General features: G+C 69.7%; 19 protein-coding genes. 12 read left to right on the forward strand and 7 right to left on the reverse strand.

Going from position 1 to position 23,713, the window contains the following annotated elements; genetic code table 11:
- Entirely contained in the window at nucleotides 1-1,107 is a 1,107-nt protein-coding gene (gene rlmN / locus KB201_RS08290) for a 23S rRNA (adenine(2503)-C(2))-methyltransferase RlmN (RefSeq protein ID WP_211538796.1), read from the forward strand.
- 98 nt (nucleotides 1,108-1,205) lie between these two features.
- Here the strand turns inward: rlmN and KB201_RS08295 are convergent, their stop codons facing one another.
- Nucleotides 1,206-1,508 (reverse strand): DUF2631 domain-containing protein, encoded by a 303-nt coding sequence (locus KB201_RS08295; protein ID WP_078112251.1) that lies wholly within the window; start codon nucleotides 1,506-1,508, stop codon nucleotides 1,206-1,208.
- Nucleotides 1,509-1,651: 143 nt separating this feature from the next.
- On the opposite strand from KB201_RS08295, the gene dxr reads away from it, so the two are divergent.
- The 5 genes from dxr to KB201_RS08320 all read left to right on the forward strand — a co-directional run bounded on the left by dxr (nucleotide 1,652) and on the right by KB201_RS08320 (nucleotide 8,138).
- Nucleotides 1,652-2,827, forward strand: coding sequence for a 1-deoxy-D-xylulose-5-phosphate reductoisomerase (gene dxr, locus KB201_RS08300; RefSeq protein ID WP_078112252.1), 1,176 nt, complete (start codon nucleotides 1,652-1,654; stop codon nucleotides 2,825-2,827).
- Nucleotides 2,828-2,878: 51 nt separating this feature from the next.
- The gene (locus KB201_RS08305; protein ID WP_078112253.1) at nucleotides 2,879-4,111 is read left to right on the forward strand and encodes an RIP metalloprotease; all 1,233 of its coding nucleotides are present in this window, start codon (nucleotides 2,879-2,881) and stop codon (nucleotides 4,109-4,111) included.
- A gap of 70 nt (nucleotides 4,112-4,181) precedes the next feature.
- Nucleotides 4,182-5,369 (forward strand): flavodoxin-dependent (E)-4-hydroxy-3-methylbut-2-enyl-diphosphate synthase, encoded by a 1,188-nt coding sequence (gene ispG / locus KB201_RS08310; protein ID WP_078112440.1) that lies wholly within the window; start codon nucleotides 4,182-4,184, stop codon nucleotides 5,367-5,369.
- A 32-nt stretch (nucleotides 5,370-5,401) separates the two neighbouring features.
- Complete coding sequence (locus KB201_RS08315; RefSeq protein WP_211538805.1) at nucleotides 5,402-6,238, forward strand: GNAT family N-acetyltransferase; 837 nt, start codon at nucleotides 5,402-5,404, stop codon at nucleotides 6,236-6,238.
- A 58-nt stretch (nucleotides 6,239-6,296) separates the two neighbouring features.
- Entirely contained in the window at nucleotides 6,297-8,138 is a 1,842-nt protein-coding gene (locus KB201_RS08320; protein WP_211538807.1) for a penicillin-binding transpeptidase domain-containing protein, read from the forward strand.
- Between the two features lie 29 nt (nucleotides 8,139-8,167).
- Here KB201_RS08320 and KB201_RS08325 read toward each other — a convergent pair whose 3' ends face one another.
- From KB201_RS08325 to KB201_RS08335, 3 genes are read right to left on the reverse strand one after another with little or no spacing between them, the layout of a single operon-like run.
- Nucleotides 8,168-8,971 (reverse strand): heme ABC transporter ATP-binding protein, encoded by an 804-nt coding sequence (locus tag KB201_RS08325; protein ID WP_211538815.1) that lies wholly within the window; start codon nucleotides 8,969-8,971, stop codon nucleotides 8,168-8,170.
- A complete protein-coding gene (locus tag KB201_RS08330) occupies nucleotides 8,965-10,101 on the reverse strand; it encodes an iron ABC transporter permease (RefSeq protein WP_058250109.1) in 1,137 nt (378 codons plus the stop codon). The genes KB201_RS08325 and KB201_RS08330 overlap by 7 nt, the downstream gene beginning before the upstream one ends.
- On the reverse strand, nucleotides 10,098-11,120 hold the full coding sequence (locus KB201_RS08335; RefSeq protein WP_058250110.1) for a hemin ABC transporter substrate-binding protein: 1,023 nt from the start codon (nucleotides 11,118-11,120) through the stop codon (nucleotides 10,098-10,100). Before KB201_RS08335 ends, KB201_RS08330 begins: the two co-directional genes overlap by 4 nt.
- A gap of 120 nt (nucleotides 11,121-11,240) precedes the next feature.
- Between KB201_RS08335 and map the strand changes: the two genes are divergently transcribed.
- Nucleotides 11,241-12,104 carry a type I methionyl aminopeptidase gene (map, locus tag KB201_RS08340; RefSeq protein ID WP_058250111.1) on the forward strand — a complete coding sequence of 288 codons (864 nt, stop codon included), beginning with the start codon at nucleotides 11,241-11,243 and terminating at the stop codon, nucleotides 12,102-12,104.
- Between the two features lie 43 nt (nucleotides 12,105-12,147).
- Here map and KB201_RS08345 read toward each other — a convergent pair whose 3' ends face one another.
- Nucleotides 12,148-14,361 (reverse strand): protein kinase, encoded by a 2,214-nt coding sequence (locus KB201_RS08345; RefSeq protein WP_231742228.1) that lies wholly within the window; start codon nucleotides 14,359-14,361, stop codon nucleotides 12,148-12,150.
- Nucleotides 14,362-14,524: 163 nt separating this feature from the next.
- On the opposite strand from KB201_RS08345, the gene KB201_RS08350 reads away from it, so the two are divergent.
- Together KB201_RS08350 and KB201_RS08355 are read left to right on the forward strand one after the other, a co-directional pair.
- Entirely contained in the window at nucleotides 14,525-16,120 is a 1,596-nt protein-coding gene (locus KB201_RS08350) for a cobyric acid synthase (RefSeq protein WP_058250300.1), read from the forward strand.
- Nucleotides 16,121-16,195: 75 nt separating this feature from the next.
- Nucleotides 16,196-16,999, forward strand: coding sequence for an alpha/beta fold hydrolase (locus KB201_RS08355; RefSeq protein WP_078112257.1), 804 nt, complete (start codon nucleotides 16,196-16,198; stop codon nucleotides 16,997-16,999).
- Nucleotides 17,000-17,021: 22 nt separating this feature from the next.
- Here the strand turns inward: KB201_RS08355 and mtr are convergent, their stop codons facing one another.
- Together mtr and KB201_RS08365 are read right to left on the reverse strand one after the other, a co-directional pair.
- Nucleotides 17,022-18,419, reverse strand: coding sequence for a mycothione reductase (gene mtr / locus KB201_RS08360; protein WP_137809356.1), 1,398 nt, complete (start codon nucleotides 18,417-18,419; stop codon nucleotides 17,022-17,024).
- Nucleotides 18,416-19,444 carry an alpha/beta hydrolase gene (locus KB201_RS08365; protein WP_211538817.1) on the reverse strand — a complete coding sequence of 343 codons (1,029 nt, stop codon included), beginning with the start codon at nucleotides 19,442-19,444 and terminating at the stop codon, nucleotides 18,416-18,418. Before KB201_RS08365 ends, mtr begins: the two co-directional genes overlap by 4 nt.
- A 196-nt stretch (nucleotides 19,445-19,640) precedes the next feature.
- On the opposite strand from KB201_RS08365, the gene mqo reads away from it, so the two are divergent.
- Genes mqo through KB201_RS08380 form a run of 3 tightly spaced genes read left to right on the forward strand, consistent with a single transcriptional unit; the run spans nucleotide 19,641 to nucleotide 23,693 of the window.
- A complete protein-coding gene (mqo, locus tag KB201_RS08370; protein WP_058250116.1) occupies nucleotides 19,641-21,167 on the forward strand; it encodes a malate dehydrogenase (quinone) in 1,527 nt (508 codons plus the stop codon).
- Nucleotides 21,168-21,213: 46 nt separating this feature from the next.
- Nucleotides 21,214-21,717 (forward strand): GNAT family N-acetyltransferase, encoded by a 504-nt coding sequence (locus KB201_RS08375; protein WP_058250117.1) that lies wholly within the window; start codon nucleotides 21,214-21,216, stop codon nucleotides 21,715-21,717.
- The gene (locus tag KB201_RS08380) at nucleotides 21,714-23,693 is read left to right on the forward strand and encodes a VWA domain-containing protein (protein ID WP_211538819.1); all 1,980 of its coding nucleotides are present in this window, start codon (nucleotides 21,714-21,716) and stop codon (nucleotides 23,691-23,693) included. The genes KB201_RS08375 and KB201_RS08380 overlap by 4 nt, the downstream gene beginning before the upstream one ends.
- Nucleotides 23,694-23,713 lie beyond the last annotated feature (20 nt).

A 23,713-nucleotide genomic window follows, 5' to 3' on the forward strand; every position in this document is an offset into this window, starting at 1 on the left:
ATGACCTCATTGCCACTTGTGTTCGACGCGCCCAAGCGTGGGCGGCCGCCGACACACTTCGCCGACCTCGACCCCGCCGGTCGCGTCGCGGTGTTGGCCGACCTGGGGCTGCCGAAGTTCCGGGCCGATCAACTGGCCCGCCAGTACTACGCGCGCCTCAACGGTGACGTCGACGAGATGACGGATCTGCCGTCGGCGTCGCGCGAATCGGTGCGGGACAAGCTCTTCCCGCAGCTGCTCACCCCGGTCCGGCACATCTCCTGCGACGACGACTCCACCCGCAAGACGCTCTGGCGCCTGCACGACGGCACACTCCTCGAGAGCGTCCTCATGCGCTACACCGATCGCAACACGCTGTGCATCTCGAGCCAGGCGGGCTGCGGCATGGCCTGCCCGTTCTGTGCCACCGGGCAGGGCGGACTGGACCGCAACCTGTCGACCGCCGAGATCGTCGATCAGGTGAGGGCCGCGGCCCGCGCGCTGCGCGACGGAGAACTCGGCGAGCCCGGACGCCTGTCGAACGTCGTGTTCATGGGCATGGGTGAGCCGCTGGCCAACTACAAGCGAGTGGTCAGCGCCGTCCGGCAGATCACCTCGCCGGCGCCGGAGGGCCTCGGGATCTCCGCCCGCTCGGTGACCGTGTCGACCGTCGGTCTCGCGCCGTCGATCCGCCGTCTCGCCGACGAGGGGCTCGCGGTGACGCTCGCGGTCTCCCTCCACACGCCCGACGACGAACTCCGCGACACCCTCGTCCCGGTCAACAACCGGTGGTCGGTCGCCGAGGTGCTCGAGGCGGCCCGCTACTACGCCGACACCACCGGACGGCGCGTCTCCATCGAGTACGCCCTCATCCGCGACGTCAACGATCAGCCGTGGCGGGCCGACCTGCTGGGGGAGAAGCTGCACCGCGCCCTCGGGTCGCTGGTGCACGTGAACCTCATCCCGCTGAACCCGACGCCGGGATCGGAATGGGACGCCAGTCCCAAACCGGTGGAACGCGAATTCGTCCGCCGGGTCCGCGAACAGGGGGTCTCGTGCACCGTCCGCGACACGCGCGGGCAGGAGATCGCCGCCGCGTGTGGTCAGCTGGCGGCCGAAGAGCGCTGACCCCGGGGCGTCGACCCGGGGCGAGTTGAGAAGCAGATACGACGAACGCCGAGCGGATCACCGCTCGGCGTTCGTCGTCGATGAATCGATGTGTCTGGTCAGGACCACTTTCCGCGGTTCATCCACCATCCGCGCACGGCGAAGAACAGGGTGCCCGCGGCGAAGGCGATGAGGTACAGGTCCTCGATGTGACCGGTGTGGTTGCCGATGATCATCGCGAGGAGGAACAGCGCGAAGAAGATGGCCGCACCGTAGAAGGTCTTGGTCGCCGCTCCGTGCCAGCCGAACCGGGCGGACGGGGCATCGGCGGGCTCGCGGCGCCAGCCGGTGTCGATGACCTCGACTTCGCCATGCCCTCCATCGCCGTGCCCCACAGTGTGCTCAACATCGGTGCTTGCCACAGCCACTCCTCACAGCGCGGACGTCAGATGTCTGACGATCGGTAGTAGTTCTCCGAGCAGCATAGCGGCACCCCCCGCCCGCAGGACGGTCCGGTGTCACCGGCGGCGGCGGTTCGTCGACGTGGATGGTCCAGAATGGGTGCGTGCCCACACGCGTGCTGATCCTCGGCTCCACCGGTTCCATCGGCGTCCAGGCTCTCGAGGTGATCGCCGAGCATCCGGATCGCTTCGAGGTCGCCGGTCTCGGTGCCGGTGGGGCGAATCCCGATCTGCTCGCCGATCAGGCCGCCGCGTTCGGCGTGCCGGCCTCGCGGATCGCCGTCGCCGACACCGCGCGAGCGGACGAGCTCGCCGATCGCCTCGGCGGCCGGGTCCTCGGCGGAGCCGATGCGATGTGCGACCTGGTCGACGCCGTCGCCGCGGACACCGGGGTCGATGTCGTCCTCAATGCCGTCGTCGGCTCGATCGGCCTGGCGCCCAGCCTCGCCGCACTCCGATCGGGTGCCCGGCTCGCGCTGGCCAACAAGGAATCACTCGTCGCCGGCGGGGCGCTCGTCCTCGACGCCGCCGCTCCCGGGCAGATCGTCCCGGTCGACTCCGAGCACTCCGCGATCGCGCAATGCCTGCGCGCGGGAACGGCCGCCGAGGTGGATCGACTGGTCCTCACCGCGTCGGGTGGCCCGTTCCGCGGATGGACCCGTGCGCAACTCGAGGACGTCACCCCCGAGCAGGCCGGCCGACATCCCACATGGTCGATGGGCCCGATGATCACGCTCAACTCCGCGACCCTGGTCAACAAGGCCCTCGAGGTCATCGAGGCGCACCTGCTGTTCGGCGTCGACTACGACCACATCGACGTCACCGTCCACCCGCAGTCGATCGTGCACTCGATGGTGACCTTCGTCGACGGGGCGACGGTGGCGAAGGCCTCACCGCCGTCGATGAAGCTGCCCATCGCCCTGGCCCTGGGATGGCCGGACCGGGTGCCCGGTTCGTCGACGGCCTGCGACTTCTCGACTGCGTCGTCGTGGACGTTCGAGCCCGTCGACGACGCGGTGTTCCCGGCGATCGACCTGGCTCGACGCGCCGGTGCGGCGGGAGGCAGCCTGACGGCCGTCTACAACGCCGCCAACGAGGCCGCCGCAGCAGGGTTCTTCGCAGGTGCGATCCGGTTCCCGCGCATCGTCGAGGTCATCGAGGAGGTGCTCGGCGAGGCAGATCAGTGGCGCCGGACGCCAGGTACTGTGGAAGAGGTCTTCGCCGCCGATCGGTGGGCCCGGGATCGTGCTGCGCAGCTGGTCGCGGCCGCATCCGTCTGATCGGCGGCCCTCGTGAGCGGGTGCGCCCCGTGATCCGGATGGAGTAGGTACGTGAGTTTCGCGATCGGCGTCACGCTGTTCGCCGTGGCGCTGTTGCTGTCGGTCGCCTGGCATGAATGTGGTCACATGTGGGCCGCGCAGGCGACGGGCATGAAGGTGCGGCGATACTTCGTCGGTTTCGGTCCCACGATCTGGTCCACCCGTCGCGGCGAGACCGAGTACGGGATCAAGGCGCTGCCGCTCGGCGGATTCTGCGACATCGCCGGAATGACCCCGCACGAGGAGCTGGCCTGGGACGAGAAGGACCGGGCTATGTACAAGCAGAAGGCCTGGAAACGCCTGGTCGTGCTGTTCGCCGGACCGGCCCAGAACTTCCTCCTCGGTTTCGTTCTCATCATCATCGTCGGTCTGACGTTCGGACTGCCGAACCTCAACCCGGGGCCGACCCCGGCACGCGTCGCCGAGACGCAGTGCGTGCCGGCGACCAGCACGATCGTCGACGGTGAGAAGAAGGACGCGCCCTGTGCCGCCGGCACCGGTCCCGCGGAGGTCGCCGGGTTGCTCCCCGGCGACGACATCGTGGCGATCAACGGCCAGCCGGTCGACCGGGCGTCGGATCTGACCCCGGTGATCCGCGAGTCCGCCGGCCCGGTCGCGCTGACGGTCGACCGCGACGGTCAGCGACTCGACCTGACGATGACCCCCGAGCCCACCACTGTGACGACGACGAACGCCGACGGCACCAGCGAGACCCAGACCTACAACATGGTCGGGATCGCCTACGACGTCCCGCCGACCGTCATCACCTACAGCGGCTTCGAGATCGTGCCCGGCGCGATCGGCTTCACCGGCGACCTGTTCGTCGAGACCTGGAACGCGCTGCTGTCCCTGCCGTCGAAGATCGGTGCGCTGTGGACCGCGGTCACCGGCGGCGAACGCGCCCTCGACACCCCGGTCAGCGTCTACGGCGCCTCGGTTCTGGGCGGACAGGCCGTCGAGCGCGGGCTGTGGGACCTGTTCTGGATGCTGCTGATCAGCATCAACTTCTTCCTGGGACTGTTCAACCTGGTCCCGCTCCTCCCGCTCGACGGCGGACACATGGCGATCGTCGGCTACGAGAAGGGCCGCGACACCGTGCGGCGCTGGTTCGGCCGGGCACCCGGTGGGGCCGTCGACTACTACAAACTGCTCCCGATCACCTACGCCGCCGTGGTGATCATGGCCGGCTTCATGGTGCTCACGCTCACCGCCGACATCATCAACCCGATCAACCCGTGGCAGTGACCCGGACGATCCGGGTCGCCGTCCGGCTCCGAATACCACCGAAGAACCGAAACCCCCAGAGGTGAACGAGATGAACGCCCCGACTCCCGCGACCGCCGTGCCGATCGGACTCGGCATGCCCGCTGGACCACCGCCGGTGCTCGCCCCGCGTCGGAAGACCCGGCAGTTCTTCGTCGGCTCGGTCGGCGTCGGCAGCGACCACCCGATCTCGGTGCAGTCGATGACGACCACCAAGACCCACGACATCAATGCCACCCTGCAGCAGATCGCGGAGTTGACGGCCTCGGGGTGCGACATCGTGCGCGTCGCGTGCCCGCGCCCCGAAGACGCCGAGGCGCTGCCCATCATCGCCAAGAAGTCCAAGATCCCGGTGATCGCCGACATCCACTTCCAGCCCAAGTACATCTTCGCCGCGATCGACGCCGGCTGTGCCGCCGTGCGCGTCAACCCGGGCAACATCAAGGAGTTCGACGGCCGGGTCAAGGAGGTCGCCAAGGCGGCCGGTGATGCCGGGATCCCGATCCGGATCGGCGTCAACGCCGGGTCCCTCGACAAGCGGATCCTGCAGAAGTACGGCAAGGCGACCCCGGAGGCGCTCGTCGAGTCGGCGCTGTGGGAGGCCGGGCTGTTCGAGGAGCACGGCTTCGGTGACATCAAGATCTCGGTGAAGCACAACGACCCGGTGATCATGGTGGAGGCCTACCGCCAGCTCGCCGCCGCCTGCGACTACCCGCTGCACCTCGGGGTCACCGAGGCCGGGCCCGCGTTCCAGGGCACGATCAAGTCCGCGGTCGCCTTCGGCGCTTTGCTCAGCGAGGGCATCGGCGACACCATCCGGGTGTCCCTGTCGGCCCCGCCGGCCGAGGAGATCAAGGTCGGCGACCAGATCCTGCAGTCGCTGAATCTCCGCCCGCGCAAGCTCGAGATCGTCTCGTGCCCGTCGTGTGGCCGCGCCCAGGTCGACGTCTACAAGCTGGCCGACGAGGTCACCGCCGGGCTCGAGGGCATGGAGGTCCCGCTGCGCGTCGCTGTGATGGGGTGCGTCGTCAACGGCCCCGGCGAGGCCCGCGAGGCCGACCTCGGCGTGGCGTCCGGAAACGGCAAGGGGCAGATTTTCGTCAAGGGCGAGGTCATCAAGACGGTTCCCGAGGCGCAGATCGTGGAGACCTTGATCGAAGAAGCGCTGCGGATCGCCGAGGAATCAGGAGAAACTGGAGACGGTACTCACGTGGGCCCGCCCGTGGTGACCGTTTCCTAGGTCGGCGGCAGGCTCGAGAGGGAGGAGCGGCGTTGCTGAAGCTACTGGGCGACAAGCCGCTCGGCGCTCGTGATGCGGCTGCTGTCGAACGTGTCCTCACCTCGGACCCGGTGGCGATGTGCATGGTCGCGGCCCGCTTCGAGACGCACGGGATCAACCCTCGGTTGCTGGGCGGCGAGCTGTGGACCGCGCAGAATCCCGCGTCGTCCCTGTGCTTCTCCGGCGCCAACCTGATCCCGCTCACCGGTTCGCCCGAGGATCTCGACTACTTCTCCGACCGCGCCATCGCCGGACCGCGGGCATGCTCCTCCATCGTCGGCCGCGCCGACCTCGTGATGCAGATGTGGGAACAGATCGAGCCGGTATGGGGTCCGGCGCGTGAGGTCCGGCCGGTGCAGCCGCTGCTCGCCCTCACATGTTGCGCGGCGGTATCCGCCGACCCGCTCGTGCGACTGGTGACCCTCGACGACCTCGACGCGTACATGCCCGCGGCCATCGACATGTTCATCGGCGAGGTCGGTGTCGATCCGACGGCCGGCGACGGCGGCCGCTCCTACCGACGACGCCTCGCCTCGCTCATCACCGCGCAGCGGGTGTTCGCGCGGTTCGACGGCCCCGACGTCGTGTTCAAGGCCGAGATCGGCTCGCTGTCCCGCCGGGTCGGCCAGATCCAGGGAGTCTGGGTGGACCCCGACCGGCGCGGTGAGGGACTGGGACTGGGTGGTACCGCGGCCGTCGCGGAGGCCGTCGCCGCTCACGGCCGCATTCCGAGTCTGTACGTCAACAGCTTCAACGTGACCGCGCGCGCGGTGTACGACCGCATCGGGTTCACCGAGGTCGGCACCTTCGCGACCGTCCTCGTCGACTGAGTGCCCGCCCCGCGTGGCGTCGCGGGATTCCGGCCGGGCCACCCTAGACTCGACTGCGATGTGGCGCATGCGAACTCGATGGACCCCGGCGGTGATCGTCGCGGTGTGTGCTGCCGTGACGGTGGCCACGGTCGGTTGTTCGGCCTCCGAGGACGACGGCCCGCGCCGCGCCGCGGAGCGCTTCCTGCAGGCCTACGCCGATCGTGAGGTCGCGACCGCGGCGGCGCTGACCGACACCCCCGCTGCCGCGGAGTCGGCGATGGAGTCGGCCTGGGCCGGGCTGGGTGCCGAAGCGCTCGAGTCGCAGGCCGGGCGTGTCCGCGTCACCGGGGACACCGCCGAGGTGGACGTCGACTACACGTGGGCGCTGCCGCGGGGCCGCGACTGGGCCTACGACGCCACCCTGCGGATGGGCCGGTCCGACGACGGCTGGGCGGTGCGCTGGGCGTCGACGAACATCCATCCGAAACTCGGTGCCGATCAACGCCTTTCGCTCCAGATCGTCGAGGCGCCGCGCGCGACGGTCAACGAGTCGGACGGCTCGGAGGTGATGGTCAACGGCACCGTCGTGGGCGTCAACTTCGATGCGACCGCCGCCGCCGAACAGGGTGCGTCGGTCGCCGAGTCGGTGACCGGTGCGGTCGCGGTACTGCGCCGGTTCAGTCCCTCGCTCAACGAGCAGACGATCATCGAACAGGTCACCGCGAACCGGCAGCAGTACCCGCTCGCCCGGCTGTCCCACGACCAGTTCGACCGATTGCGCGACCAACTGGCGATCCCCGGCGTCGTGACCAACGAACAGGCCGAACTGGTCCCCGAGGACCCGAGATTCGCGCCTGCCCTGCTGACCGAGGTCAAGAAGGTCGTCGACTCCGAGGTGTCGGGGCGGGCGGGCTGGCGGGTGGTGACGGTCAACCCCAACGGCCTCGACGCCGACGTCCTCGCCGACCACGACCCGGACCCCGCGCCGGCGGTCTCGTTGAGTCTGTCGCGGACGGTGCAGAACGCGGCTCAGCGAGCGGTCAACGCCACCAACCGGTTCCAGATCGCGCTCGTCGTCGTGCAGCCGTCCACCGGCCGGATCCTCGCGGTCGCCCAGAATCCCGCGGCCGACCGGTCGGGGCCCATCGCGACGACCGGTCTGTACCCGCCCGGGTCGACCTTCAAGATGGTGACCGCCGCGGCCGCCATCAGCCATCGGATGGCCACCCCCGACACCCCCGTCGGATGTCCCGGCGCGATCCAGATCGGGCCGCGCCTGATCCCGAACTACGACGGGTTCTCGCTGGGGACGGTGTCGATGCTCCGGGCGTTCGCGCAATCCTGCAACACCACGTTCGCCAAGCTCGCCAGCGAGATGGGTCCGTCGGACCTCGCGCACGCCGCCGCCGCGATGGGCGTCGGGCAGCAATACGAGATCGCCGGCCTCGACGCCGTGTCCGGCTCGGTGCCGATCGAGAACGAACTCGTCGCCCGCAGTGAGGACGGCTTCGGGCAGGGCAAGGTCCTCGTCTCGCCGCTCGGCCTCTCCCTGGTGGCCGCCACCGTCGCCAACGGTCGAAAGGCCCCGGTGCCGCAACTCATCCTGGACAAGCCGACGAAGGTCGAGGGACCGACGCCCTCGATGGCGCCCGAGGTCTACGCCCAATTGCGCCCGATGATGCGCGAGGTCATCACGAGCGGTACGGCGTCGGTGATCGACGGCCAGGGTGCGGTCTTCGGCAAGACCGGTGAGGCGGAGTTCGCCGGCGGGTCACACGCCTGGTTCGCCGGTTACCGTGGCGACATCGCCTTCGCCACCCTCGTGGTGGGCGGCGGTGACTCGAACAACGCGGTGGCCGTCACCCGCGACTTCTTCGCCGGTCTCGGACCGGGCTACGCGGTGCGCCCTCTCTCCTGAGACGCCCTCACCACAGTGCGCACCATCTTCTAGGCGCTACCAGGTGTCCGGACGGGGAGGATCACCCGTCGCCCGGCATGCTCGATCACCTCGACGGGGTGGTCGTATGTGTGGCTGAGCAGGTCGACGGTCATCACCTCCGACGTCGGCCCGATCGCGAGCAGCCGGCCGTCTTTCATCACGGCCACCCGATCGGCGTAGGCGGCGGCGAGGGTGAGGTCGTGCACCACCAGCAGCACGGCGTTCCCGGCATCGCGGTGGACGCGCAGGATGTCGAGGACCTGCTCCTGATGGTGGATGTCGAGTGCCGCGGTCGGCTCGTCGAGCATCATGACGGGAGTGTCCTGGGCGAGGGCACGGCCCAGGGAGACACGCGCCTGCTGGCCGCCGGAGAGCTGTCCGAACGGCCGGTCGGCGATGTCGCCGAGTTCGCACAGTGCCATCGCGTCGGCGATCACGGCGGGGGAGTTCGCCGCGCGGGGCGTCCGCAGCCACGGGTAGCGGCCCATCGCGACGACCTGGGACACGGTGAACGGGGTGTCCACCCGGTTCTGCTGGGTCACCAGCGAGCGGTGGCGGGCGAGTTCGCGCATCGAGGTCGTCGCGACGTCCCGGCCGTCGACCTCGATGTGACCGCGGCTCGGAGTGCGGGTGCCCGACAGCGCCGACAACAGCGTGGACTTGCCGCATCCGTTGGGACCGACGAGGGCGACGAGTTCACCACGTCCGACCTCGAGGGTCACCGCGCTCACCACCTCGCGTCCGCCGAGAACGACCGAGACGTCTCGGGCGTGGATGCCCGGGGTCGTCGTCGCGGCGGTTTCGGTCACCATCCGGCACCCGCGTGACGGCTGCGACGCAACAGGATGAAGAAGACCGGGCCACCGATCAGGGACGTGAACATCCCGAGCGGGAGGTCGGCGTCACCGAGCATCGTCCGGGCGGCGAGATCGGCGCCGGTGATGACCAGCGCGCCGCCGATCACGCTGGTGGGTAACAAGATCGCGTGGCGCGGGCCGACGATGAGGCGCATCACGTGCGGCACGATGAGGCCGACGAAGGCGATGATCCCGGCGAAGGCGACCGCGGCGGCGGTCAGTACCGCCGTGAGGACGATCGCCTGCCGGCGGACGGCCTCCACGTTCACGCCGAGGGAGGCGGCCTGGATGTCGCCCAGCGCGAGCAGATCGAGCTTCGAGACCAGGAACAGGCAGGCCGCGACACCCACCACGACGAGCGGTGCGACGACCCAGATCTCGCTCCAGGTGCGTCCGGCGAGCGAACCGAGCTGCCAGAAGATGATCTGCTCGCGGGCCGCGGTGGTGGCCACGAAGGTGAGGAACGCGATGATCCCGGCCGCGAACGCGTTGACCGCGATACCGGTGAGCACCAGCATGATCGCCGACGACGAGCCGTCGCGGAGGGACAACACGTACACCGCGGCCGCGGTGATGAGGCCGAACACGAAGGCGGCCCCGGCGAGAGCCCAATTGCCCGCGGCGCCACCGGCTCCGGCGGTCCCGCCGGCGAGCACGATCATCAGACAGGCGCCGACCGCGGCGCCGGAGGAGACGCCGATGATCCCCGGTTCGGCCAGCGGGTTCGCCAGCACTCCCTGCAGGAGGCAACCCGCGGCGCCGAGCGCGGCTCCGACGAACAGTCCGAGCACGATGCGCGGGAAGCGCACATTCCACAGCGCGCCTTCGCCGTTCGGGTGGGAGGGGAGCGGTCCGAGATCGAGGTGGAAATGGTGGGCGAGGCTGCCGAGCACCTCGAGCGGCGGCACCGACACCTTTCCGGTGCCCGCGGACACGATGACGAGCACGACCAAGGCGACCAGCATCACCGCCACCACCGTGAGGTCACGGACCCGATGCGACGTGCCGGCCGGGGGAGCGACGACGGCCGACGGGGTCGTCGGCTCGGTCGCCGGGTCCGTCGTGGTCCGCGCTGGGTCGGTCATGCGTAGATCGACCTCGCCAGCGCACCCAGCACCAGTCCGACCTCGGGGCCGAACGCCAGGATCTGACTCTCGTCCATCTGCACGACCCGTCCGTTGCGGCCGGCCTCGGTGTCGGCCACACCCGGCAGGGTCAGCACCCCCTCGGGTCCGCCGACGGTGGCCGCGCCCTGGGTCATCACGAGGATCACGTCCGGGTTGGCCGTGATCATGGCCTCGGCGCTGATCGCGGTGAACGCGCCGGTGAGATCGGCTGCCGCGCCGGCATCCCGGCCACCGAGCGCCTCGATGAGGTCGTCGGCACCCGATCCGGGCCCGGCCAGCAGCAGCAGGTTGCGTCCGCGGATGTAGAGGAACGCCATGGTGGGATCTCCGGACGGATCCGGGACCAGCGCGCGCGCCTCTTGAATCTGGGCGTCGGTCCGGGCGACGAGCTTCTCGCCGGCATCGGCGACACCGAGTGCGGCTGCGACCGAGCGGATCAGGGTGTCGTTCGACTCCAGATTGCGGGCGGCCGGGAACACGACGACCGCGACGCCGGAGTCGCGGATCTGGTCGACGGCGGCGGTGGGCACAGTGGACTCGCTGACGAGCAGGACGCTCGGGTCAAGGGCGAGAACGGATTCGGCGTTGAGGCTGTGTCCGCGGTTGGTCACCACCGGCCGCGATCTCGCCGAGGGGAAGGCGGTGGACGTGTCGCGCCCCACCACGTGCGACCCGAGTCCGAGGGCGTACACGATGTTGCCGAGGGTTCCGTTGATGTCTACGGCGATGATCCGGTCGGCGTCGTCGACGGTCACGTCGCCGTACCGCAGCGAGTCCACGGTCGCGGGCAGCCGGGGAGCGGGATTCTCGACGACGGGCGTGACGTCGGACTCCGCGAGCGTCGCAGTCTGCGGGCCGTCGCGCAGATGTGCGCCCGGCGAGTGCCGCTCCTGCTCGATCGGGGTGACGAAGCACGCCGACAGGCTCAGCACGGTCAGCACCATCACCAGCGCCGCCCGTAAGCCCCTGGTCCGCACCGCACACCTCCATCGTCGACTCCGATGGCCTCCCATCGGCTCCTCCCGGCGAGCTTAGTGACGTTCGCCGCGGTGTCCGCCCACGGGCCTCGCCGCGACGGGCCGGGATAGTCTGGTCGCATGCCAGTTCGCAGTGCCCTCACGCCGGGGATCGTGTCGCCCATCCGGTCCGTGCCCGACTCCATCGAACGTCCCGAATACGTGTGGAAGCCGACGGTGAACGAGGGCCATGAGCCCTGGGTGCAGACCGCCGAGACGATCGAGAAGATGCGCATCGCGAGCAAGATCGCGGCCAACGCACTCGCCGAGGCGGGCAAGGCCGTCGCCCCGGGCGTGACCACCGACGAACTCGACGCGATCGCGCACGAGTACATGATCGACCACGGTGCCTACCCGTCAACCCTGGGCTACAAGGACTTTCCGAAGTCGTGCTGCACCTCGTTGAACGAGGTGATCTGCCACGGCATCCCGGATTCGACGGTGATCGAGGACGGGGACATCGTCAACATCGACGTCACCGCCTACATCCACGGCGTGCACGGCGACACCAACGCGACCTTCCTCGCCGGCGACGTCGACCAGGAGGCCGCCGATCTCGTCGAGCGGACGCGGATCGCGACCGAGCGGGCCATCAAGGCCGTCAAACCGGGTCGCGAGCTGAATGTCATCGGTCGGGTCATCGAGTCCTACGCGAACAGGTTCGGCTACACGGTCGTGCGCGATTTCACCGGCCACGGCATCGGTGAGACCTTTCACAACGGGCTGATCGTGCTGCACTACGACGAACCGAACGTCGACACGGTCCTCGAACCCGGGATGGTCTTCACCATCGAGCCGATGATCAACCTCGGCGCACTGCCGTGGGAGATGTGGGACGACGGCTGGACCGTGGTGACCGCCGACCGCCGGTGGACCGCGCAGTTCGAGCACACCCTCGTCGTCACCGACGACGGCGCCGAGATTCTCACTGTGCCGGACAACTGACATCGGGCCCGACAACTGAGGTTCGGTCCGACAACCGAGACGCTCAGGCGGGGAAGCGGACGGGTTGCGGTTCGCTGCTCGTCGTGGTCGTCCCGTTGCCGGGCTGACCCTGGCCGTTGAGGCCCCAGCAGTACATCTCGTCGTCCGCGACCGCGCACACGTTCGCCGAACCGGTGGTGACCTCGGTGACCCCCGACAGTCCGTTGACGCGGTCGGGGCTCTTGTCCGGCTGATCGCTGCGCGAACCCCAGCAGTAGGCGGAGCTGCCCGCGGCGGCGCAACCGCCGTAGGCCGCCGTGGACACCTCGGTGGCCCCGCGGACGTCGATGCGGGTCGGGGTGCGCCGGTTCTGCTCGGTGCCGTCGCCGAGCTGGCCGCTGGTGTTCTGGCCCCAGCAGAACACGCCGCCGGAGCCGGCGACCGCACACGTCGAGTACAGGCTCGTGCTGATCGACGTGGGCGAGTCGAGTCCGAGGACCCGGGTCGGGGTGAGGCGGTCGAGTGTGGTGCCGTCGCCGATCTGGCCTTCCCGGTTGTTGCCCCAGCAGTACGCCGAACCGCCGGCGATGGCGCAACTCGTGGTGTGCGACGTGGACACGGCGGTCACGTCCGAGAGACCGGCGACGCGGGTGGGCACGTCCACCGACCCGGTACTGCCGTTGCCGACCTGGCCGCTCGCGTTGTTGCGCCAGCAGTAGGCGTCGCCGTCGCTGATCGCGCAGATCGTGAGCCCGACCGACACCGCCGACACCCGGGACAGGCCGGACACCTTCGTCGGCAGCGGCACGTTCTGCCCGGGCGGTCCGATCCCGTAACCCCAGCAGTAGAGGTCTCCGGAACTGATCGCGCAGGTCGTCCCGAGGCCGCCCATGCTCACCGCCGAGACGTCGGAGATGCTGGTGACCGCGACCGGGCGCGGGCGGTCGGTGGTCGTACCGTCGCCCAGCGTGCCCCGTTCGTTGTCGCCCCAGCAGTACAGTCGATTGCCGCGCACCGCGCACGTACTGTCCCCGCTGGAGGCGATGGACTCGAACTCATCGCTGCCGGTGGAGGATCCGCCGGAACTGCTGGGCGGCGTCGTCGATGACCCGGCGACCGGCGCCGTCCCTGGACCCGACCCCGATCCGCTGAGGGCGATCGCGGCGCCGACGACACCGACGACGAGGACGACGACGCCGAGTACCGCGGCGACGATCCAGGCGGTGCGTGAGCCCGTTCCCCGGGACCCCGGGCCGGGTCCGTGGGGTCCGCCGGGCCCGGTCACATATCCGGGTGGTGGACCCGGCGGCGGCCCGCCGGGACCGTACGCCGGGAACGGTGGGTGACCGCCAGGTGGCTGGGCACGGTGGGCCACCGGGTGCACCGGCGCCTGCTGGGTGGGCAGCGGTGGTGAGAACGGACGGCCGGGTGCCTGCGCCGCGACGACGGAGGGCGCCGTCGACGCGATCTCGACCGCCCGGGCGAGCGCCGCGGCGAACTCGGAGCAGGACGCGAACCGGTCGGCGGGGTTCTTGGCGAGGGCGCGCGCGAACACGGCGTCGACGTGGACGAGGTCGGGGCGGCGCTCGGAGATCCGCGGTGCGGGCGTGTTGACGTGGCCGGCGATCAGGGCCATCGGGGTCTGCCCGGGATAGGGCTGCGATCCGGTGAGCAGCTGGAAGGTCGTGCACGCGAGCGCGTACTGGTCCGACGCCGGGATCGCCGGTTCGCCGGTGAGGATCTCGGGTGCGGCGTAGGCGAGGGTGCCGACGAACAGGTTGGTCGCGGTCATCTTCGCGCCGTCCATCAGGCGGGCGATGCCGAAGTCGAGCACGGTGACCCGGGTGATCCGGCCGTCGGGGCCGCGGGCGACCACGATGTTCGCGGGTTTGATGTCGCGGTGGATGACGCGCCGGGTATGGGCATAGTCGAGCGCGTCGGCGACCTTGCCGACGACCGTCACCACGTCGTCGACCGGCAGGGCCGACGCGGCGGCGAGGTCCTCGCCTTCGAGGTAGGACATCGAGAACCACGGGCTGCCGTTCTCCACGCCGTGGGTGTAGACCGTGACGATGCCGGGGTGATCGAGGGCCGCGGCGGTGCGGGCCTCGTTGCGGAACCGCTCGGCGAAACTGGGATCGGCGGGGTTCGGCGAGATGATCTTGAGGGCCTCGCGGCGGCCCAGGGTGGGGTGTTCGACGAGCCAGACCTGTCCCATGCCGCCGCGCCCGAGCATCGAGAGGACGCGATATCCGGCGAACACGGACCCGGGCTTCACGACCTCCACGTCCGATGACCCCCCTTGACTCCGAACGACCGGCTGTCGACCTGTTCGTCCGGGTCACTGTATCCAGACCCGCACGACCGCGAGGTGAACGGTGGGACTTGTGAACGACGCCACCGTGGTCGCGGCCTCGGGTTCGGCCTCTAGTCTGTTCCGGGTGGACGGACTCGGTGGCGCATTGCTCGTGGGCGGTACCAGCAGCGATGCCGGGAAGAGCCTCATCGTCGCCGGGCTGTGCCGTGCGCTGCGGCGCACCGGTGTGCGGGTCGCACCGTTCAAGGCGCAGAACATGTCCAACAACTCGGTGGTCACCCTCGACGGCGGCGAGATCGGTCGTGCCCAGGCGTTGCAGGCGTTCGCCTGTGGCCTCGAACCCTCCACCAGGTTCAACCCGGTGCTGTTGAAACCGGGCAGTGACCGTCGCTCGCACGTGATCCTCCGCGGTCGGCCCGCCGGAGACGTCGGGGCCGCCGACTACCTGCACTGGCGGGCGCGGCTGCGTGCCGTCGTCGCCGACGAGTTGGCCGGTCTCCGACGCGACTTCGACGTCGTCATCTGTGAAGGTGCGGGTTCGGTCGCCGAGATCAATCTGCGCGCCAACGACATCGCGAATCTCGGTCTCGCACAGGCGGCGGACCTCCCGGTGGTGCTGGTCACCGACATCGACCGCGGCGGGTCGCTGGCCCATCTGTTCGGTACCACCGCGGTCCTCGACGACGCCGATCAGCGGCTGATCGCGGGGTTCGTGGTCAACAAGTTCCGTGGTGACCCGTCGATCCTCGAGCCGGGACTGCGGCAGGTCGAGGCGATCACGGGACGGCCGACACTCGGGGTGGTGCCCTTCGCCGACGACCTGTGGCTCGACGCCGAGGACTCGCTCGCGGCGCCGGTCGGGCGGCGGGTCGGGCCACCGCGCTCGTTCACCGAATCCTCCGCGACCGGAGTACCTCGATTGCGGGTCGCCGCCATCCGGCTGCCGCGGATCTCCAACTCGACCGACGTCGAGGCGCTGGCCTGCGAACCCGGTGTCGACGTCACCTGGGTCGACGACCCGGCCGGGGTGGCGGCCGCCGACCTCGTCGTGCTGCCCGGCACCCGCGCCACCATCACCGACCTCGAGTGGCTGCGGGCGCGCGGTCTCGGGGAGGCACTTACCGAACGCGCGGCCCGCGGACGTCCGATCGTCGCCGTGTGCGGCGGATTCCAGATGCTGGGCCGCACCCTCGACGACCGAGTGGAGTCCGGTCGCGGGCGGGTGCCCGGACTGGGGTTGTTCGACCTCGACATCGAGTTTTACGCCGAAAAAACCGTGCGGCAGGTGACCGGGACCGGCGGCGAGGTGACCGGGACCGGCGGCGAGGTGTCCGGTGTTCCGATGTCAGGGGTGCCGATCAGTGGCTACGAGATCCATCACGGCCGGGTGACCCGATCGGCCGAGAACACGTGGATCGTCGACGACCGGCACGGTCCGGAAGGCGCGGTGCGGGGGGCGGTCCGGGGTACCCACTGGCACGGACTGCTGGCGTGCAACGACTTCCGGCGTCGACTTCTGGCCGACGTGGCGGCCGAGGCCGGTGTCCGAGGATTCCGCGTGGCGCCGGGCACCGACGTCGACGCCGTACGTCGGCGACAGGTCGACGCGATGGCCGATCTCGTCACCGAACACCTCGACCTCGACGCCGTGACGCGCCTCATCGAACAAGGGCCGCCGCGCCACCCCAAGGTCATCCGTCACCACCTCGAGGACTTGTAGACGCCGGGGTCGTGGAGACGGGTTATCGTGGGCGCCATGACTGAAGACCGCCCCATGATCGACGACCGACGTCAGGTGACCGTGGGCGGCCTCACCTTCGACGTCCGGATCGGGGGACCGGAGACCGGTCCGTGGGTTCTGCTGCTGCACGGGTTCCCGGTGAACGGGAGTTGCTACGACGACGTACTGCCGCGCCTGCACGAGTCGGGGCTGCGGACACTGGTCATCGATCAACGTGGGTACAGCCCCGGCGCGCGGCCGCCCGGGGTGGACGACTACCGGCTCACCCACCTCGTCTCCGATGTGATCGGGGTTCTCGACGCCCTCGGCATCGGCTACGCGATCCTCGTCGGGCACGACTGGGGCGGCATCGTCGCGTGGCATCTCGCCGGGAAGTACCCCGACCGGTTCACCGGTCTCGTCGTCGCCAGCACCGGGCATCCGTCGGCCATGCGCGACGCGCTCGTCGGTAGCGACCAGCGTGAACGTTCTTCGTACATCCTCGATTTCGTGGCCGACGGGGCCGAGGAGAGGCTGCTCGCCGACGACGCCGCCGAGCTGCGGGCGGTGGGGATCTCCGAGGACGAACTCGCCCCGCTGCGGGAACCGGGCGCCCTGACCGCGGCGCTGAACTGGTACCGCGCGAACTTCACCGGCGACATCAAGGCGACGATGGCGTGCCCGCCGGTCGAGATCCCGACCACGCTGCTGTGGAGCGACGCCGACACCGCCCTGGGTCGCGAACAGGCGCAGGGCAGCGGTCGGTACGTCTACGGCGACTTCCGCTACTGCGAACTCGCGGGCGTTGACCACTGGATCCCGCAGCGCGCGGCCCCGGCCCTCGCCAGCGAGATCGCCCTGCGCTCAACGATTTTCTGAGGTCGCTCGGAGGGCCTGGCCGTCAGATGTCCAGGCCGAGGATCGCGTTCTCCAGGACCTCGGGCATCGCCGGGTGGATCCAGTACTGGTCGCGGGCAAGTTCGTGTGCGGTCTGGCCGAAGTGCATCGCCTGGATGACCGGCTGGATGACCGTCGGTGCCTGCGGGCCGATGAGGTGTGCGCCCAGCAGCCGGCCGGTGCCGCGTTCGGCGATCAGCTTGCAGAATCCGGTGGTGTCCTCCATCGCCCAGCCGTAGGCGACATCGCCATAGGCCTGGACCTTGACGGCGAAGTCGTGGCCGGCCTCGCGAGCCTCGTCCTCGGTGAGGCCCACCGCGGCGATCTGCGGGTGGGTGAACACGGCCGCCGGGACGTACCGGTGGTCGAAGGCGTCCAGATCGGTTGCGTCCCAGCCTTTCAGGAGATTGGCCTGCACCACCCGCTGTTCGTGGTTGGCGACGTGTTTGAGCTGGTACGGCGAGCTGACGTCGCCCAGCGTCCACACTCCGCGGGCAGCGGTGCGACCGTGCTGATCACAGCGCACGCGACCTTCGTCATCGAGCTCGATGCCGACGGAGTCGAGGTTGAGCCGGTCGCCGTTCGGCTGCCGGCCGGTCGCGATCAGCAGGACGTCGGCCTCCAGTGTCGCGCCGTCGGAGAGCCCGACCCGCACACCGCCGTCGGGCAGGTCCTCGGCCTCGGTGATCGTGGTCTCCAGCCGCACGTCCCACTTCTCCCGGGCCACCTGGGTGAAGCGGTTGGAGATGTCGGCATCCTGCTTCCGGAGCAGAGCCGGGCCGCGCGCGATGATCGACACATGTGAGCCCAGCGCGCCGAAGACGTGTGCGAATTCCGCTGCGATGTAACCGCTCCCGACGATGATCAGGCGTTCGGGCAGCTCGGGAAGACGCATGACGTCGTTGTTGGTGTAGTAGGTGACCCCCGAGTCGGCGACGATCTGGGGGATGACCGCGCGCGATCCGGCGGCGAGCACGACCTCGTCGGCGAGGACCGTGTCGCCGTCTCGCGTGACCAACCGGTACCGGCCGTCGTCGTCGCGCCCGTCGAATTCGACATGGGAGTCGTACACGGTGATGTTCTCGCACCGGTCGACCCGGTACTCCTTGCCGCCCTGCGACAGCGGGTCGATGCGGCCGAACACGCGCTCGACGATGCCGGGCCAGTCGACCGAGTCCACCTTCGAGTGCACGCCCAGGCGCGCACCGTGCGTGGCGATCTCGGCCACCTCGGAGGCGTAGACGAACATCTTGGTCGGGATGCACCCCACGTTGAGGCAGGTGCCGCCGTAGACGCCCTCCTCGAAGATCGCGAGGGTCTTGTCCGCGAAGCGGTCATCGGGAATGGCGTTGCCGCTGCCGGAGCCGATGATGGCCAGGTCGACGACCTGCGTGGCGGTCATAGGGGATTCTCGCTTTCGGTTGAGAGGACGGCGGACAGCCAGTGGTCGACCTCGCGATAGGCGTGCTCGCGGGCGTGTGCGACGGAGAGGAAGACGTCGTGCCGGGCGTCGGGGATGGGTACCGCGGTCACGCGGCCGCCGAGGCACCCGCTCCAGCGGGCGATGTGGGTGACGTCGAGGACGGCATCGGCATGATCGGTGGACGCCGAGTAGGTCCTGGCGAAATGCGTTTTGTCCGAACGTAACACGAGCGCGGGAACACCGACGTCGATGCCGCGGTGCAGGCGACGCTGACCGCTGCGCACCGCGTCGAGGAAACCGAAGGTGACCGGGAATCCGCCCAGCGGTTTCGCCGACAGGTCGTATTTCCATTCGCCGTGCGCGCTGTCGTGCAGGCTCTCGCCGTAGGCCTGCGAGAGTTCCTTCGGTATCACCCTGGTCGGCGCGACGGCGGCGATCGCCTTGACGAGCAGCGTGACCGGGAGGGTGCGGAGCACCGCGTCGCCCTGCAGATCGAACCAGGGTGAGTTGAGCAGGAGTCCGTCAACTGCCGCGTGCAGCGCCGGCTCGCGCTGTCGCAACCGGTCGAGCCAGAGTGCGGTGATGAGGCCGCCCGTCGAATGCCCGGCCACCACGACCCGGCAGTCGGGTCCCACCTCGTCGAGGATGATCCGCAGTGACGCGTTGAGCTCTTCGTCGTACATCGCGAGGCCGGTGGTGAAGTGCGGCGTGTGGTGCGATTGCCGCGATCGCCCGCATTTTCGCAGGTCGACGGCATAGAACGCGTACCCGCGGTCGACGAAGAAGTCGGCGAGTGGCTCGTGGAAGAAGTAGTCGGTGAACCCGTGGACGTAGAGCACGGCGCCGCGCGCGGGTGACGACTCGGCGCGTCGCACCAGGGTCGCGGTGATCGGCGATTCACCGTCGGGATCGGGGCCCAGGGGGAGGACGCGTTGCCGGTAGTCCTCGAGAAATCGGTCGGGCTGCCAGTCGGCGGCTGCGGATGCGCTCACGGCGACCAGCATAGTGACAGGTCAGGACAGCCCGGATGTCGTGCAGCACACAGTTGCGAAGGTCGATTCTCGTGCTGGACGTGCCATGCTGGACAATGACGATCGACAAGGACCGGGTGAGAAGTGCCCGGTCGAGAAGTTGCCATCCGGGACGACGTGCCGCGACGAACACCGGTCACAGTGTCCCTCCAGGTGAAGTGGAGTCCAGGTGTCGAAAACGGTGATCACGACCGACGTCGCGTTGGTGGGTGCGGGAATCATGAGTGCGACCCTCGGAGCGCTGCTCCGACAGCTTCAGCCCGACTGGTCGATCAGCCTGTTCGAGCAGCTCGACGCCGCAGCCGCCGAGAGCAGCGACCCGTGGAACAACGCCGGCACCGGACACTCGGCACTCTGCGAGCTGAACTACACGCCGAAGACCGCCGACGGCGACGTCAACATCGACAAGGCGCTCACCATCAACGAGCAGTTCCAGGTGTCGCGCCAGTTCTGGGCCCACTCGGTCGACAACGGCATCCTCGGTGACCCGTCGGAGTTCATCAACCCCATCCCGCACGTCGCCTTCACCCACGGCGCCGAAGGCCAGAAGTACCTCCGCAAGCGCTACGACAATCTTGCGACCCAGACCCTGTTCGAGGGCATGGAGTTCATCGACGACCCGGCCGAGTTCACCGCGCGCCTGCCGCTGATGTCGGAGGGACGCGACTTCGCCGACCCGGTCGCGCTGAACTGGTTCGATCAGGGTACCGACGTCGATTTCGGCGCGCTCACCCAGCAGCTCCTCAACTACGTCGCCCAGGGCGCCGACATCTACTTCGGCCATTCGGTGACCAACCTGTCCAAGCAGTCCGACGGCAGCTGGATCGTGAAGGTCCGTAACGGCCGGACCGGGCAGAAGCTGTCCGTGCACGCGAAGTTCGTGTTCGTCGGTGCCGGCGGCGGTGCGCTGCACCTGCTGCAGAAGTCGGGCATCAAAGAAGCCAAGGGGTTCGGCGGGTTCCCGGTGTCCGGTGAGTTCTTCCGCTGCACCAACCCCGATCTCGTCGCCGAGCATCACGCGAAGGTCTACGGGCAGGCCGCCGTCGGTGCCCCGCCGATGTCGGTGCCGCACCTCGACACCCGCGTCATCAACCACAAGCCGGGCCTGCTGTTCGGCCCGTACGCCGGGTGGTCGCCGAAGTTCCTCAAGAGCGGCAAAATCACCGACCTGCCCGCCTCGATCAAGCCGGGCAACCTGCTCCCCATGGTGTCGATCGCGCCCAAGGAGTTCGGGCTGCTCAAGTACCTCATCAGCGAGCTCGCCGCCGGGCCGGCCGACCGGGTGAAGACGCTGTCGGAATTCGTCCCCCGCGCGCTCGGCGCCGACTGGGAGCTCATCACCGCCGGACAGCGCGTGCAGGTCATCCGCAAGACCGGGGTGGGTGGTCAGCTGGAGTTCGGCACCGCGGTCGTCGCGGCCGGCGACGGCACCATCGCCGGGCTCCTCGGTGCGTCCCCCGGCGCCTCGACCGCCGTGCCGGCGATGATCTCGGTGCTCGAACAGTGCTTCCCGAAGGAGTACGCAGGCTGGTCGTCGAAGCTGACCGCGATCATCCCGTCCTTCGGTCAGAAGCTCAACGACAACCGCGACCTGTACCGCCAGGTGTGGGACTGGACGAACAAGACGCTGCAGCTGACCGACCGGAACGAGGTCCCGGCCGAGACCGGCCGGCTCGCGCCCGCCACCGCCGGCTGATCCGCGCGAGGTGAAGTCCGGTCGCCTTGTGTGCTAACCACGACACATGATCTCTGAACCGCGGGTGCACCGCGCCCTGGCCGACGACATGGACGCAGCCACGCTGTATCGGGTCCTCCGGCTGCGGGTCGAGGTCTTCGTCGTCGAGCAGGCCTGTCCGTATCCCGAACTCGACGGCCGAGACCTGGAACCGACGACGCGCCAGTTCTGGATCACCGACGGTGGGGACCGGACCGACGGAGGCGACGAGGACGGGCCCGACCCGGGGGCGGTACTGGCGACGCTGCGTCTGCTCGAGGAACCGGAGGCCGACGGCGGACAGGTCTTCCGGATCGGCCGCGTCTGCACCGAACGCAACCATCGGGGTCACGGCCTCGTGGCGACCCTCATGACCGCCGCGCTCGCCGAGGTCGGGGAGCGCCCGTGCCGGATCGAGGCGCAGGCCTACCTCACCGAGATGTACGGCAAGTTCGGTTTCGTCCGCGACGGCGACGACTACCTCGAGGACGGGATCCCCCACGTGTCGATGCTCCGCGCCGGGTCACGATGACGACCCTCGGTGAACTCCCCGCTTCCGTGGACACGCACGCCGACGTGCGCTATCCGTTCAGCGCCGTCGTCGGGCAGGAGCAGCTCAAGCTCGCACTGATCCTGTCGGCCATCTCGCCGGGTATCGGGGGTGTCCTGATCCGCGGGGAGAAGGGCACGGCGAAATCGACCATCGTGCGCGGGCTCGGTCCGCTGCTCAGCGTCCCCGGTGCCACGGACGACACCGCCGGCCGCGTGGTCGAACTGCCCATCGGTGCAACCGAGGACCGTGTGATCGGCTCGCTCGACCTCACCTCGGTGCTGCGGGACGGCCGTGCCGAGTTCACTCCCGGTCTGCTCGCCCGGGCGCACCGCGGGGTGCTGTACATCGACGAGGTCAACCTGCTCGCCGACCACCTCGTCGACGTGCTGCTGGACGCGGCGGCCAGTGGACGGGTCACGATCGAACGCGATGGTGTGTCACACACCCAGGCGGCCGATTTCGTACTCGTCGGCACCATGAACCCGGAGGAGGGCGAGCTGCGCCCGCAGCTGCTCGACCGGTTCGGGCTCGCCGTCGACGTGGCCGCCGGCCGCGACGTCGACGAACGCGTGGAGGTGGTGCGCCGCCGCATGGCGTATGACGCCGATCCGGCGTCGTTCGTCGCCGCCCATGCCGCCGCCGAACACGAACTGACACAACGGATCGCGAGCGCACGAGCCGCTGTGGGTGCGGTGGCCCTCCCGGACCGGGAATTGCGCCGTATCGCCGGGATCTGCGCCCACCTCGACGTCGACGGACTCCGCGGCGACATCGTGGTGGCCCGGACCGCGCTCGCCCATGCCGCCTGGCGCGGGGCGGCGGCCGTCGAGGACACCGACGTCCGGGCGGCCGTCGAGCTCGCGCTGCCGCATCGGCGCCGCCGCAACCCCTTCGACGAGTCGGGGCTCAGCCGCGACCAGCTCGACGAGGCGATGTCGGCGGGCGAGGACGCGGCCGGACCCGACTCGCCCGATGACGACCCGGAACCGCCCGAGACACCACCGCCCGGTGGCGGCGGCGAGGCCCCGGACTCCGCGTCCGACACCGGCCCGGCGCCCGACACCGACCCCGACTCCCATGCGGCGTCCGAGACCGGCGACACCGACGCCCCGCAGCACGCTCCCGGACCGGCGTTCGGATCCGTGCCGACCTCGACGGCTCGCCGCATGCCGACCCTGCGCGTCGACGGACTCGGCGACGGTGACCCGGGTCGCCGCTCGAAGGCGCGGAGCCGTCGCGGACACACCACCCACGCCGTGGACTTCGATGCCGGCCGACCGATGCATCTGTTCGGCACGGTGCTCTCCGCCGCGGGCCGGGCCGGTCGTGGCGGGGCCGGGTCCGAGCGCGGTGTGCGGATCGCCGCCCCCGACCTGCGGTCGGCGCAACGGGTCGGCCAGGAGGCCAACCTCGTCGTCTTCGTGGTCGACCTCAGCGGGTCGATGACCGCCCGGCGTCGGCTGGCCGCGGTGTCCGAACTGTGCGTGGAGATGTTGCGCGACTCGTATACCCGGCGCGACCGCGTCGCGGTGGTCGTGGCGCGGGGTTCCTCCGCGACGCTTGCGGTGCCGCCCACCAAATCGGTCGAGATCGCGGTGCGCCGCCTCGAGGAGATCCGTACCGGCGGCCGGACACCGCTCGGCGAGGGCCTGCAGCTCGCCGCCGATGTCGTGCAGCGGTGTCGCCGCGCCGAGCCCGACCGGCGGCCGCTGCTGGTCGTACTCACCGACGGACGTGCCACCTCAGGACGAGGCGCGATGGCACGGGCGCGGGAAGCCGCGGACGGTATCCGTCGTCGCGGCATCGGGTCCGTGGTCGTCGACTGCGAGCAGGGGATGGTCCGGCTCGGACTCGCCGGCGATCTCGCGGCCCACCTCGGCGCGAGCCTGATCCCGATGGACGAACTGTCCGCCACCGCGCTGACCGGACACGCACCCGCGCGGGGAGCGGCCTGACCGCCCCCGCCACCCCCCAT

It is taken from the genome of Gordonia sp. SCSIO 19800, assembly GCF_018132775.1.
GTDB classification, from domain to species: Bacteria; Actinomycetota; Actinomycetes; order Mycobacteriales; family Mycobacteriaceae; genus Gordonia; species Gordonia hongkongensis.